The sequence below is a fragment of the Pseudomonas sp. IT-P260 genome (assembly GCF_949768395.1).
Lineage (GTDB): Bacteria > Pseudomonadota > Gammaproteobacteria > Pseudomonadales > Pseudomonadaceae > Aquipseudomonas > Aquipseudomonas parakoreensis.
Map to the genome: position 1 here is coordinate 44,985 of NZ_CATKPO010000009.1, position 13,478 is coordinate 58,462.

Annotated in this window: 13 protein-coding genes; 11 read left to right on the plus strand and 2 right to left on the minus strand. The window is 60.9% G+C overall.

Features of this window, described 5'->3' with window-relative positions; all coding sequences use genetic code 11:
• Positions 1 to 31: 31 nt before the first annotated feature.
• The 6 genes from alc to ACM6HV_RS06455 all read left to right on the plus strand — a co-directional run bounded on the left by alc (position 32) and on the right by ACM6HV_RS06455 (position 6,757).
• A complete protein-coding gene (gene alc / locus ACM6HV_RS06430; protein WP_003223166.1) occupies positions 32 to 1,027 on the plus strand; it encodes an allantoicase in 996 nt (331 codons plus the stop codon).
• Between the two features lie 116 nt (positions 1,028 to 1,143).
• On the plus strand, positions 1,144 to 1,647 hold the full coding sequence (locus tag ACM6HV_RS06435; RefSeq protein WP_041068829.1) for an ureidoglycolate lyase: 504 nt from the start codon (positions 1,144 to 1,146) through the stop codon (positions 1,645 to 1,647).
• 51 nt (positions 1,648 to 1,698) lie between these two features.
• A complete protein-coding gene (locus tag ACM6HV_RS06440; RefSeq protein WP_414903787.1) occupies positions 1,699 to 3,015 on the plus strand; it encodes a urate hydroxylase PuuD in 1,317 nt (438 codons plus the stop codon).
• A 279-nt stretch (positions 3,016 to 3,294) separates the two neighbouring features.
• Positions 3,295 to 4,653 (plus strand): nucleobase:cation symporter-2 family protein, encoded by a 1,359-nt coding sequence (locus ACM6HV_RS06445; protein ID WP_047292943.1) that lies wholly within the window; start codon positions 3,295 to 3,297, stop codon positions 4,651 to 4,653.
• A 159-nt stretch (positions 4,654 to 4,812) separates the two neighbouring features.
• On the plus strand, positions 4,813 to 5,598 hold the full coding sequence (locus ACM6HV_RS06450; protein WP_041068820.1) for an outer membrane protein OmpK: 786 nt from the start codon (positions 4,813 to 4,815) through the stop codon (positions 5,596 to 5,598).
• 373 nt (positions 5,599 to 5,971) lie between these two features.
• Positions 5,972 to 6,757: an outer membrane protein OmpK gene (locus tag ACM6HV_RS06455; protein ID WP_047598973.1), complete on the plus strand. Its 786-nt coding sequence runs from the start codon at positions 5,972 to 5,974 to the stop codon at positions 6,755 to 6,757.
• A 114-nt stretch (positions 6,758 to 6,871) separates the two neighbouring features.
• Here the strand turns inward: ACM6HV_RS06455 and ACM6HV_RS06460 are convergent, their stop codons facing one another.
• Both ACM6HV_RS06460 and ACM6HV_RS06465 read right to left on the minus strand, forming a co-directional pair.
• Complete coding sequence (locus ACM6HV_RS06460; protein ID WP_414903788.1) at positions 6,872 to 8,044, minus strand: patatin-like phospholipase family protein; 1,173 nt, start codon at positions 8,042 to 8,044, stop codon at positions 6,872 to 6,874.
• Between the two features lie 35 nt (positions 8,045 to 8,079).
• The gene (locus tag ACM6HV_RS06465) at positions 8,080 to 9,015 is read right to left on the minus strand and encodes a lipid A biosynthesis lauroyl acyltransferase (protein WP_096797021.1); all 936 of its coding nucleotides are present in this window, start codon (positions 9,013 to 9,015) and stop codon (positions 8,080 to 8,082) included.
• A 117-nt stretch (positions 9,016 to 9,132) separates the two neighbouring features.
• Here ACM6HV_RS06465 and minC point away from each other — a divergent pair, with 117 nt between their 5' ends.
• From minC to ACM6HV_RS06490, 5 genes are all read left to right on the plus strand, one after another.
• On the plus strand, positions 9,133 to 9,870 hold the full coding sequence (gene minC / locus ACM6HV_RS06470; RefSeq protein WP_027613349.1) for a septum site-determining protein MinC: 738 nt from the start codon (positions 9,133 to 9,135) through the stop codon (positions 9,868 to 9,870).
• A gap of 199 nt (positions 9,871 to 10,069) precedes the next feature.
• Positions 10,070 to 10,882: a septum site-determining protein MinD gene (gene minD, locus ACM6HV_RS06475; protein ID WP_007960626.1), complete on the plus strand. Its 813-nt coding sequence runs from the start codon at positions 10,070 to 10,072 to the stop codon at positions 10,880 to 10,882.
• Positions 10,882 to 11,136 (plus strand): cell division topological specificity factor MinE, encoded by a 255-nt coding sequence (gene minE, locus ACM6HV_RS06480; protein ID WP_003223146.1) that lies wholly within the window; start codon positions 10,882 to 10,884, stop codon positions 11,134 to 11,136. Before minD ends, minE begins: the two co-directional genes overlap by 1 nt.
• 91 nt (positions 11,137 to 11,227) lie before the next feature.
• On the plus strand, positions 11,228 to 11,863 hold the full coding sequence (locus ACM6HV_RS06485) for an RluA family pseudouridine synthase (protein WP_007960625.1): 636 nt from the start codon (positions 11,228 to 11,230) through the stop codon (positions 11,861 to 11,863).
• 178 nt (positions 11,864 to 12,041) lie between these two features.
• The gene (locus ACM6HV_RS06490) at positions 12,042 to 13,331 is read left to right on the plus strand and encodes a M18 family aminopeptidase (RefSeq protein WP_041068806.1); all 1,290 of its coding nucleotides are present in this window, start codon (positions 12,042 to 12,044) and stop codon (positions 13,329 to 13,331) included.
• The last annotated feature ends 147 nt before the right edge of the window (positions 13,332 to 13,478 follow it).

Sequence of the window (13,478 nt, forward strand, 5' to 3'; positions counted from 1 at the left end):
CCAGCCAACTTATTAAAGGCAGACAAGAAGAATGAAAGCTTACGCCGTACCTTTCGAGAAGTTCGTCAACCTGGCCGATGCCCGTCTGGGCACCAAAATCATCTCGGTCACCGATGACTGGTTCGCAGACGCCAATCGTCTGTTTCAGCCGACCCCGGCCGTGTGGAAGGAGGGTGTGTTCGACGACAACGGCAAGTGGATGGACGGCTGGGAATCGCGTCGCAAGCGCTTCGAAGGCTACGACAGCGCGGTAATCCGCCTGGGCGTACCGGGCTCGATCAAAGGCGTGGACATCGACACTTCATTCTTCACCGGCAATTTCCCGCCATCGGCCTCGCTGGAAGCATGCTTCCTGGCCTCGGGCGAACCGGACGAAAACACCCAGTGGACTGAAGTCCTGTCGGCCGTCGAGCTGCAGGGCAACAGCCACCACTACCACGAAATCAGCAATGACCAAGCGTTCAGCCACCTGCGCTTCAACATCTACCCGGACGGCGGTGTCGCCCGTCTGCGCGTGTACGGCATTCCGTTCCGCGACTGGTCCGCGGTTGGCGACAACGAGCAAGTCGATCTGGCCGCAGCCCTTAACGGTGGCCGCGCCCTCGCCTGCTCCGACGAACACTTCGGCCGCATGAGCAACATCCTCAACCCGGGCCGTGGCATCAACATGGGCGACGGCTGGGAAACCGCACGTCGTCGCACGCCGGGCAATGACTGGGTGATCGTCGCGCTGGGCCATCCGGGCGAGATCGAAAAAATCATCGTCGACACCCTGCACTTCAAGGGCAACTACCCGGACACCTGCTCGATCCAGGGCGCGTTCGTCAAGGGCGGCACTGACAGCCAGATCGAAACCCAGTCGCTGTTCTGGCGCGAACTGCTGCCGAGCCAGAAGCTGGAAATGCACGCCGAACACACCTTCGTCGAGCAGATCAAGGCGCTGGGCCCGATCACCCACATCCGCCTCAATGTGTTCCCGGATGGTGGTGTGAGCCGCCTGCGCGTGCTCGGCAAGGTCGCTAAATAAGCAGTGAAGCCATTCGCGAGCAGGCTCGCTCCCACAAGGGATGCACTCCAAATGTGGGAGCGAGCCTGCTCGCGAAGGCGTCAGAACAGTCAACACAGAATTCGGAAAAGAACAGCATGCGCACACTACAGATTGAACCGCTGACCAAAGAAGCCTTCGCCCCCTTCGGTGACGTGATCGAAACCGACGGCAGTGACCACTTCATGATCAACAACGGTTCGACCATGCGCTTCCACAAACTGGCGACGGTCGAAACCGCTACGCCTGAGGACAACGCGATCATCAGCATCTTCCGCGCCGACGCGCAGGACATGCCGTTGACCGTGAGCATGCTGGAACGCCATCCGCTGGGCAGCCAGGCTTTCATTCCGCTGCTCGGCAACCCCTTTCTGATCGTGGTCGCGCCACTTGGCGATGTACCTGTATCAGGCTTGGTCCGCGCCTTCGTCACCAACGGCAGGCAGGGCATCAATTACCATCGCGGCGTCTGGCACCACCCGGTGCTGACGATCGAAAAGCGGGATGACTTCCTGGTGGTTGATCGCAGTGGCACAGGCAATAACTGCGATGAGCATTTTTTCAAAGAGGATGAGCGGTTGATCCTCGCCCCCCACCAATAAGAGAAGGTCTGATCACTCGACAACAAGAGTGACAGGCGAGAGGTAAAGACTGTGGAAGCACATCTGTTGGAATGGCTGAACCTGAGCGTGCGCTGGGTTCACATGATCACTGGCGTGGCCTGGATCGGCGCGTCGTTCTACTTCGTCTGGCTGGAGAACAACCTCAACCGCGTCAACCCGAAAACCGGTCTGGCCGGCGATCTGTGGGCGATCCACGGCGGCGGTATCTATCACCTGGAAAAATACAAACTGGCCCCTCCGTCGATGCCGGAGAACCTGCACTGGTTCAAATGGGAAGCCTACTTCACCTGGATGTCGGGGATCGCGCTGCTGTGCGTGGTGTTCTACTCCAACCCCGTGCTCTACCTCGTGGCACCCGGCAGCGGCCTGACCGGCCCTGAAGGCGTGGCCATCGGCATCGGTTCGCTGATCGCCGGCTGGTTCATCTACGACTTCCTCTGCGATTCGGCCCTTGGCAAGAAACCGGCCCTGCTCGGCTTCATCCTGTTCGTGCTGATCATCGGCGCGGCGTATGGCTTCAGCAAGGTGTTCAGCGGTCGTGGTGCGTATCTGCACGTCGGCGCGATCATCGGCACCATCATGGTCGGCAACGTGTTCCGCATCATCATGCCGGCGCAGCGTGCACTGGTGGCGGCGATTGCCGAGAACCGCACGCCGGACCCGGCGCTACCCGCCAAAGGCCTGCTGCGTTCGCGTCACAACAACTACTTCACCCTGCCGGTGCTGTTCATCATGATCAGCAACCACTTCCCGAGCACTTATGGCAGCCAGTACAACTGGTTGATCCTGGCCGGGATCGCGGTGTTGGCGGTGTTGGTACGTCACTACTTCAACACCCGTCACGACAGCCACAAGTTTGCCTGGACCCTGCCCGTGGCAGCGGTGGGCATGATCACCCTGGCGTACGTCACCGGCCCGGCGCCGATGCCGACCGCACCGGACGTGGCCAAGGCACCCGCGAAAATCGAGTACCAACCGCTGCCGGAAACGGCACTGGGCGGCGGCGCGAAACCGACTGAAGCGGCAGCACCTGCAGCGCCAGCAGCAGCCCCGGCTGCGGCACCGGCGCAAGCGTCCAACGCAGGTCCTGCCTTCGACAAGGTGCACAACGTGATCCAGGAACGCTGCGCGGTTTGCCACTCGGCCAAACCGACCAGCCCGTTGTTCAGCGCGGCACCGGCCGGTGTGATGTTCGACACCCCCGAGCAGATCCGCCAGAACGCGGCACGGATCCAGGCGCAAGCCATCACCACGCAGATCATGCCACTGGGCAACATCACGCAGATGACCCAGCAGGAACGTGACCTGATCGGTGCATGGATCGCCCAGGGAGCCCAGACCAACTGAGCCAGACAAAAGTCTGTGTAAAAGCAGGCTTTTCAGGTGGATGGATTTACCTGTGGTGAGGGGATTTATCCCCGATCGGCGGCGCAGCCGTCGCAAACCTGGCAATCGCAATCTGCCTGATGTACGCGGTTGCAGGTTTTGGGGCTACTTCGTAGCCCATCGGGGATAAATCCCCTCGCCACAAAATGCCTCCAGCCAGGCATATGAATGATGCAAAGAAACAGCTGTGAGCAACCCGGCAGCTGTTAATCACAAGAATAAAAAGATCCGAGGTGTTGCATGTCCGAGCTGTCCAAAGCGCGCATCCCCGACGCACCCGCCATTCAGCGTTTGCCCCTTTTGCAACTGATCCTGGTCGGTTTGCAACATGTTCTGCTGATGTACGGCGGTGCCATCGCGGTGCCGTTGATCATCGGACAGGCCGCTGGCCTGAGTCGTGAAGAAATCGCCTTCCTGATCAACGCCGACCTGCTGGTCGCCGGTATCGCCACCATCGTCCAGTCGCTCGGCATCGGCCCGATGGGCATCCGCATGCCGGTGATGATGGGCGCCAGTTTCGCGGCCGTCGGCAGCATGGTCGCCATGGCCGGCATGCCCGGTATCGGTCTGCAAGGGATCTTCGGCGCGACCATCGCCGCCGGATTCTTCGGCATGCTCATCGCACCGTTCATGTCCAAGGTCGTACGTTTCTTCCCGCCGCTGGTGACTGGCACGGTCATCACTTCGATCGGTCTGTCGCTGTTCCCCGTGGCCGTGAATTGGGCCGGTGGCGGAGCCGCCGCGGCGCAATTCGGTTCACCGATTTATCTGGCCATCGCCGCGCTGGTGCTGGCGACCATTTTGCTGATCCACCGCTTCATGCGCGGCTTCTGGGTCAATATTTCCGTGCTGATCGGCATGTGCCTGGGCTACGTGCTCTGCGGCGCCATCGGCATGGTCGACCTGAGCGGCATGGCCAACGCGCCATGGGTTCAGTTCGTCACCCCGCTGCACTTCGGCATGCCGAAATTCGAACTGGCGCCGATCCTGTCGATGTGTCTGGTGGTGGTGATCATCTTCGTCGAGTCCACCGGGATGTTCCTCGCGCTGGGCAAGATCACCGGTCAGGAAGTCTGCCCACGCATGCTGCGTCGCGGCCTGCTGTGCGATGCCGGCGCCTCGTTCGTCGCCGGTTTCTTCAACACCTTCACCCACTCCTCGTTCGCGCAGAACATCGGCCTGGTGCAGATGACCGGCGTGCGCTGCCGTTCGGTGACCATCGTCGCCGGTGGCCTGCTGATCGTGCTGAGCCTGCTGCCGAAAGCCGCATTCCTGGTGGCGTCGATTCCGCCGGCGGTGTTGGGCGGTGCGGCGATCGCGATGTTCGGCATGGTTGCTGCCACCGGGATCAAGATCCTGCAAGAAGCCGACATCGGCGACCGGCGTAATCAACTGCTGGTGGCAGTGAGCATCGGCATGGGCCTGATCCCGGTGGTGCGTCCGGAGTTCTTCGCGCATCTGCCGCTGTGGATGAGCCCGATCACCCACAGTGGCATCGCCATGGCCACGCTCAGCGCGCTGACCCTGAACCTGCTGTTCAACATCCTCGGCGGCGCCGAACGCGCGGCGATCAACGACTGCCACGCACATCAGCATTAACCAAGTCACCACAAAACCTTGTGGGAGCGAGCCTGCTCGCGAAAGCGTTGTGTCATTCAACAGTGATGGCGACTGACACGCCCTCTTCGCGAGCAGGCTCGCTCCCACAGGGGACGTGCAACACCCTGCCTCAACAATAAAAACAAGAGGGAGCAACCGATGATTCGCACGCAAACCAACGTTCTGTTGAGTGGCGGCCTGCTGGCCGCGAGTCAGGCCATGGCCGGCGATTTACTGCTGTGGCAGACCAACAGCCTGAGCTACCTGTACGGCAAGAACTTCGCGATCAACCCGTCGATCCAGCAGACGGTGACGTTCGAGCACGCCGACAAGTGGAAGTACGGCGACAACTTCCTGTTCGTCGACAAGATCTTCTACAACGGCCAGGAAGACCGCAACAAAGGCCCGCACACCTTCTACGGCGAATTCACCCCGCGCTTCTCGTTTGGCAAGATCTTCGACCAGAAAATCGAGTTCGGGCCGATCAAGGACGTGCTGCTGGCGATGACCTACGAGTACGGCGAAGGCGACAGCGAGGCCTACCTGATCGGCCCCGGCTTCGACCTGAAAGTGCCCGGCTTCAACTACGTGACCCTGAACATTTTCCGCCGCCAGACCGAAGGCCCGCGCCCCGGCGACGGCGTGTGGCAGATCACTCCGGGCTGGTCGTACAGCGTGCCGCTGGGCAATTCCGACCTGCTGATCGATGGCTATCTGGACTGGGTGGTCGACAACGATCAGAACTCGCGCGGCACTTACCACGCCAATCTGCACATCAATCCGCAGATCAAATACGACCTCGGCAAAGCCTTGGGCTGGAGCCAGAAGCAGCTGTACGTCGGCACCGAATACAGCTACTGGAAGAACAAATATGGCGTCGAAAGCAGCCACAACCTCGACACCAACCAGAACACCGCCAGCCTGCTGGTGAAGGTGCACTTCTGAGATGGCCCGCAACCGTGCCCCATACCTGTCGTCGGTGCTCTGTTGCGGGGCACTTGAGAGCTGGCCGAGGAGTCAGTATTCTCCGCGGCCTCTTGAATTCGGTCTAAAAAAAAGCCCGGATTTAATTCCTGACCGACGGGCCAACTTATCCCGGCCCCGGTCAGTACCGAGGCATCCCGAAAACACGCGCAATCGACTGTTTTTCAGCAGCCGAACGGGCGTTTTTTTGCTTTTCGAAAGCCTTGGCCCGGCTCTTGCTATCACCAGCGAAGCTGACCGATCGGATGACTTTTGCAGCAACGAAAAAAGGCGCCACACCAGAGCGCCGATCTTAAAAAAATAAACGTGGAACACCTACTTTGGGAGCAACCGAATGAAACGTATGTGCACCAGCCTGATGCTCGCGGGATCGATGCTGGCCGGCGGCCAGGCCATGGCCGACGGCCTGCTGCAATGGCAGAACAACAGCCTGACCTACCTGTATGGCAAGGACTTCCAGGTCAACCCGCGCATTCAGCAGACCGTCACCTTCGAGCACGCCGATGCGTGGAAGTACGGGGATAACTTCTTCTTCCTCGACAAGATCTTCTACAACGGTGGCAAGGACTTCAGCAACGGCCCGAACACCTACTACGGTGAGTTCAGCCCGCGCATCTCGCTGGGCAAGGTGCTCGACCAGAAGATTGAGTTCGGCCCGATCAAAGACGTGCTGTTGGCGATGACTTACGAGTTCGGCGAAGGTGACACCGAGTCGTACCTGATCGGCCCAGGCTTCGACCTCGCGATCCCGGGCTTCGACTACTTCCAGTTGAACTTCTACCAGCGCCACACCCAAGGCGCTCGCGCCGGTGACAACGTCTGGCAGATCACCCCGGTCTGGTCTTACACCATCCCGGTCGGCAAGTCGGACATCCTGATCGACGGCTTCATGGACTGGGTCACCGACAACGACGTCAACAAGAAGGGCGAGTACCACGCCAACCTGCACTTCAACCCGCAGATCAAATACGACCTGGGCAAGGCGTTGAGTTTTGGCGAGAAGCAGTTGTATGTCGGTGTTGAATACGACTACTGGAAAGACAAGTACGGGATCGACGACACCGGTGCGTTCAAGACCAATCAGAGCACCACAAGCTTCCTGGTGAAGTTCCACTTCTGATCCAGCGGCGTCCGCAAGGACGCCTTCGCGAGCAAGCTCGCTCCCACATGGATTTTGTGAACGACACATTTCCTGTGGGAGCGAGCTTGCTCGCGAATGGCTTCAGCACACCTCTCAGGCCGAAACCACCGCCTCGGTGATCCCCAGAAACCGGCACAACTCCTCACGCTTGGCCAACGCATCGCGCCGTCCCAGGTCGATCAGCTCGCTGCAATACCCCGCCTCGAACAGCAGATAACTCAGCACCCCTGCCCCACTCGTTTTCGTCGCCCCCGGGCCGCGCAGGAACAGGCGCAACGCCGCCGGCAATTCCTGGCGATGCCGCGCGGCGATCTCGTCGATCGGCTGACTCGGCGCAATCACCAGCACGTCCACTGGCGCTACCCCCAGTTCGCGAGTCGGCACGCCATCGGGCATCAGTCGACTGAACTGGTTCAGACGCTGGAGCAACTCGATGTCGCTTTCCAGACTGTCAATGAACGTGCTGTTGAGCATGTGCCCGCCGATCTGCGCCAGCGTCGGCTGCTGCCCGGTGTAGGCGCGCTCCAGCGGCTGCTGCGGATCAAAACCGCGCGGGTTGCCACTCACACCCACCACCAGCACCCGACTCGCGCCTAGGTGCAGCGCCGGACTGATCGGTGCCGATTGGCGCACTGCGCCGTCACCGAAATATTCCTCACCGATTTTTACCGGGGCAAACAGCAACGGGATCGCCGAACTGGCCAGTAAATGGTCCACCGACAATTGCGCCGGCACGCCGATCCGCCGATGGCGCAACCACGCATCGATCTTGCCGCCGCCCTGATAAAAGGTCACCGCCTGCCCCGACTCGTAGCCGAACGCGGTCACCGCCACCGCATGCAATTGCTTGCGGGCGATGGATTCGGCGATGCCGGGCATGTGCAGTTTTTCATTGAGCAGGTCGCGCAGCGGCGAACTGTTGAGCAGCGCCACCGGCAGTTGCCGACCGATGCCGAGCAGGCTGTGACTGACAAAGCGGCTGGCCTGACGAATCACCCCGGGCCAGTCGCTGCGCAGCACCCGATGGCTGCGAAAGCCCTGCCAGAACAGTGTGAGGCGTTCGATGGCCGCGCGAAAATCGGTGGCGCCGCTGGCCAGGCTGACCGCATTGATCGCCCCGGCCGAAGTGCCGACGATCACCGGAAACGGATTGTCCGCGCCCAGCGGCAGCAATTCGGCAATCGCCGCCAGCACCCCCACCTGATACGCCGCCCGAGCCCCGCCGCCGGAAAGAATCAAACCTGTGACCGGTTCAGCTGGGCTCATCGCAACGCTCCGTGGTGCTTGAAAGGGTGAGTGAATCAGCCGCGCCGTTTCGGGTAAAGCTTCGGCTCGCCCGGTGGACGGCTCTTGAAGCGGCGGTGCGCCCACAAGTATTGCTCAGGGCAGGCGCGCAGCGCACTTTCCACCCACTGGTTGATGCGGATGCAGTCGGCCTCTTCGGTTTCACCCGGGAAGTCTTCCAGCGGCGGGTGGATCACCAGTTTGTAACCGCTGCCATCCGCTAGACGCTCCTGAGTAAACGGCACCACCAGCGCTTTACCCAAGCGGGCGAATTTGGTGGTCGCGGTCACGGTCGCAGCCTGAATGCCGAACAGCGGCACGAAGATGCTTTGCTTGGCGCCGTAGTCCTGATCTGGTGCGTACCAGATCGCCCGGCCTGAACGCAGCAGCTTGAGCATGCCGCGCACGTCGTCACGCTCCACCGCCAGCGAATCGAGGTTGTGCCGCTCGCGGCCCCGACGCTGGACGAAGTCGAATAACGGGTTTTTGTGCTCGCGGTACATGCCATCGATGGTGTGCTGCTGGCCGAGCAGCGCCGCGCCGATTTCCAGGGTGGTGAAGTGCGCGGCCATGAGGATCACGCCCTTGCCTTCGCGCTGGGCTTTTTGCAGATGCTCCAGGCCTTCGACGTGGGCCAATTTGGCCAGACGCTCACGGGACCACCACCAGCTCATCGCCATTTCAAAGAAGGCGATGCCGGTGGAGGCGAAGTTTTCCTTGAGCAGGCGTTTGCGCTCGGCAGCGGATTTTTCCGGGAAGCACAGCTCGAGATTGCGCTTGGCGATGCGCCGCCGGTCGCCGGCCACGCGATACATCAATGCGCCCAAAACACGACCGATCGTCAGTAAAACCGCATAGGGCAACTGCACGACCAGCCACAACAGCCCCAGACCGCACCAGAGCGGCCAGAAGCGGGGAGAAAGAAAGGCTCTTCGAAAACGCGGGCGATCCATTAAAGCTTCCGTAAATTCAGTGGCCGCGCATTCTACATCGTTCGACCCGGCTTGCGGCTCGCGGGCGTTCTCGTTATAAGTCTCGGCACTTTTAGTGACAAGCCGTTGTATGCCGATATGAGCCAAAACGAATCGCCAGACCGAGATCCCGTGTTCCAGTTGAAGGGCAGCATGCTGGCCATTACGGTGCTGGAACTGTCCCGCAACGACCTCGACAGCCTTGATCGGCAACTGGCCGCCAAAGTCGCCCAGGCGCCGAACTTCTTCAGCAATGCGCCGCTGGTCCTGGCGCTGGACAAACTGCCGCCCGGCGAAGGCGCGGTCGATCTGCCCGGTCTGATGCGCGTATGCCGCCAGCATGGTCTGCGCACCCTGGCGATCCGCGCCAGCCGTATCGAAGATATCGCTGCCGCCATCGCCATCGACATCCCGGTGCTGCCGCCGTCCGGCGCCCGTGAGCGACCGCTGGAAGCGCCGGAACCGGAAGTCAAAAAGAAGCCGGAAAAGCCGCCGGAGCCGACGGTCAAACCGACCCGCGTCATCACCACGCCAGTACGTGGTGGCCAACAGATATACGCCCAGGGTGGCGATCTGGTGGTGGTTTCCTCGGTCAGTCCGGGGGCGGAACTTCTGGCCGATGGCAACATCCATGTATACGGCCCGATGCGCGGTCGCGCCCTGGCCGGCGTCAAAGGCGACACCAAGGCGCGGATTTTCTGTCAGCAATTGAGCGCTGAACTGATCTCCATCGCCGGGCATTACAAGGTTTCCGAAGATTTGCGCCGCGATCCACTGTGGGGCTCCGGTGTACAGGTCAGCCTGTCGGCCGACGTGTTGAACATCATTCGGCTTTAACGGATACTGCCGCATTTTCCAAGCATCTCTAAAACGTAGCGAAAACGGCTCAAACGAAGTAGGAAAAAGGATCAAGGAGCGTTTGCCCCCGGCAAGTGCGACTTGCGCCGAATTCCAGCCAAGGCTGTCCGACTGCAGTAGTTTTCAAGAGATGTTTTTCAGGGGCTAAACAGTCCTTCTTCCTTAGGGGTGAAACACCTTGGCCAAGATTCTCGTGGTTACATCCGGCAAGGGTGGTGTGGGTAAGACCACCACCAGCGCCGCTATCGGTACCGGCCTCGCTCTGCGCGGCCACAAAACAGTGATCGTCGACTTCGACGTGGGCCTGCGTAACCTCGACCTGATCATGGGTTGCGAGCGTCGCGTGGTGTATGACTTCGTCAACGTGGTCAACGGCGAAGCCAACCTGCAGCAGGCCCTGATCAAAGACAAGCGCCTGGAAAACCTCTACGTGCTGGCCGCCAGCCAGACCCGCGACAAAGACGCGCTGACCCAGGAAGGCGTGGAAAAAGTCCTGATGCAGTTGAAGGAAGACTTCGACTTCGTGGTCTGCGACTCCCCGGCGGGCATCGAGAAAGGCGCACACCTGGCGATGTACTTCGCCGACGAAGCGATCATCGTGACCAACCCGGAAGTGTCCTCGGTACGTGACTCGGACCGCATGCTCGGCCTGCTGGCCAGCAAATCGCGTCGTGCCGAACTCGGCGAAGAGCCGATCAAGGAACACCTCCTGCTGACCCGTTATAACCCGCAGCGCGTCAGCGATGGCGAGATGCTGGGCGTCGAAGACGTCAAGGAAATCCTGGCCGTGACCCTGCTGGGCGTGATCCCTGAGTCGCAGGCGGTCCTGAAGGCTTCCAACTCGGGCGTTCCAGTGATTCTCGACGACCAGAGCGATGCCGGTCAGGCCTACAGCGATGCCGTTGATCGTCTGCTGGGCAAAGAAAAAGAACATCGTTTCCTCGATGTTACGAAGAAGGGATTCTTCGAGCGCCTGTTTGGAGGTAGGTAATGAACCTTTTTGACTTCTTTCGTGCCAACAAAAAGCCAAGTACCGCCTCGGTAGCGAAAGAGCGTCTACAGATCATCGTGGCGCATGAGCGCGGCCAGCGCAGCACGCCGGATTACCTGCCAGCCTTGCAGAAGGAACTGGTCGACGTGATCCGCAAGTACGTCAACATCGGCAACGACGACGTACATGTTGCACTGGAAAGCCAGGGCAGTTGCTCGATTCTGGAACTCAACATCACCCTGCCTGATCGCTGAGTCGATCCGGCAGGAACGACGGCGGTTCAGGGTCACTCCCATGCGGGAATGGCCCTGAACCGCCGTTGGCATTTGTTACGAGGCTGTTTTAATGCCGTTGTCCAACATCCGCATCATCCATCAGGACGCCGCTGTACTGGTGGTCGACAAGCCGACCTTGCTGCTCTCGGTGCCCGGTCGCGCCGACGACAACAAGGACTGCCTGATCACCCGCCTGCAGGAAAACGGCTACCCGGAAGCGCGTATCGTCCATCGTCTGGACTGGGAAACCTCCGGCATCATTCTGCTGGCCCGTGACGCCGACACCCACCGCGAATTGTCGCGGCAGTTTCACGACCGCGAAACCGAAAAGGCCTACACCGCCCTGGCCTGGGGTCAGCCGGAACTGGACAGCGGCAGCATCGATTTGCCGCTGCGCTACGACCCACCGACCAAACCGCGCCACGTGGTCGACCACGAATTCGGCAAACACGCACTGACCTTCTGGCGCGTACTGGAACGTTGCGGCGACTGGTGCCGCGTCGAACTGACGCCAATCACCGGGCGCTCGCATCAGTTGCGCGTGCACATGCTGTCCATCGGGCACCCGTTGCTGGGCGACGGGCTCTACGCCCACGAACAGGCCCTCGCCGCCTGGCCGCGCCTGTGCCTGCACGCCAGCATGCTCAGCTTCACCCATCCGCAAACCGGCGAGCGTCTGCGCTTCGAGTGCCCTGCGCCGTTCTGACAAGCACCGCCGAACCCATGTGGGAGCGAGCCTGCTCGCGAAAGCAATTGATCAGTCAGCATCAATGTTGAATGTCATAGCGCTTTCGCGAGCAGGCTCGCTCCCACAGGCATCCGCTCCGGATTCAATTCCCCGGCCGATGCGTTAAACTCGCGCCCATTGCTGTCTGGAGCTTCTTATGCGCGAAGAGTTGAACCAAGGCCTGATCGACTTCCTCAAGGCCTCCCCTACCCCGTTCCACGCCACCGCCAGCCTTGTTCAACGTCTGGAGGCCGCCGGTTACGTGCGCCTCGACGAGCGCGAGCCATGGACCACCGAGGCCAACGGCCGCTATTACGTCACCCGTAACGACTCCTCGATCGTCGCGATCAAAATGGGCCGCAACTCGCCGTTGCACGACGGTATCCGCCTGGTTGGCGCCCACACCGACAGCCCGTGCCTGCGGGTCAAGCCGCAACCGGAACTGCAACGTCAGGGCTTCTGGCAACTGGGCGTTGAAGTCTACGGCGGCGCACTGCTGGCACCGTGGTTCGACCGCGACCTGTCGCTGGCCGGCCGCGTCACCTTCCGTCGCGACGGCAAGGTCGAAAGCCAGTTGATCGACTTCAAGGCGCCGATCGCGATCATTCCCAACCTGGCGATTCACCTCAACCGTGAAGCCAACCAAGGCTGGGCGATCAACGCACAGACCGAGCTGCCGCCGATCCTCGCGCAGTTCGCCGGTGACGAGCGCGTCGACTTCCGTGCGGTACTGACCGATCAACTGGCTCGCGAACACGGCCTGAACGCCGACGTGGTGCTGGATTATGAGCTGAGTTTCTACGACACCCAGAGCGCGGCGGTCATCGGCCTGCATGGCGACTTCATCGCCGGCGCGCGCCTCGACAATCTGCTGTCGTGCTACGCCGGCCTGCAAGCCCTGCTCAGCGCCGACACCGAAGAAACCTGCGTGCTGGTGTGCAACGACCACGAAGAAGTCGGCTCCTGCTCGGCGTGCGGTGCCGATGGCCCGATGCTCGAACAGACCCTGCGCCGCCTGCTGCCTGAAGGTGACGAGTTCGTCCGTACCATTCAAAAATCGCTGCTGGTCTCAGCCGACAACGCCCACGGCGTACACCCCAACTACGCCGAGAAGCACGACGCCAACCACGGCCCGAAACTCAACGCCGGCCCGGTGATCAAGGTCAACAGCAACCAGCGCTACGCCACCAATAGCGAAACCGCCGGATTCTTCCGCCACTTGTGCATGGCCGAAGAAGTGCCGGTACAGAGCTTCGTGGTGCGCAGTGACATGGGTTGCGGTTCGACCATCGGCCCGATCACCGCCAGCCACCTGGGCGTGCGCACCGTCGATATCGGTCTGCCGACCTTCGCCATGCACTCGATCCGCGAACTGTGCGGCAGCCATGACCTGGCACACCTGGTCAAAGTGCTGAGCGCGTTCTACGCCTCCCGTGAATTGCCGTAATCGCTAAACGATCATCTCTCGGGATGATCACAAATCCCTGTAGGAGCTGCCGCAGGCTGCGATCTTTTGATCTTGTTTTTTGCAGTTCAAAAGCAAGATCAAAAGATCGCAGCCTGCGGCAGCTCCTACACAGATCAATACAGCTTC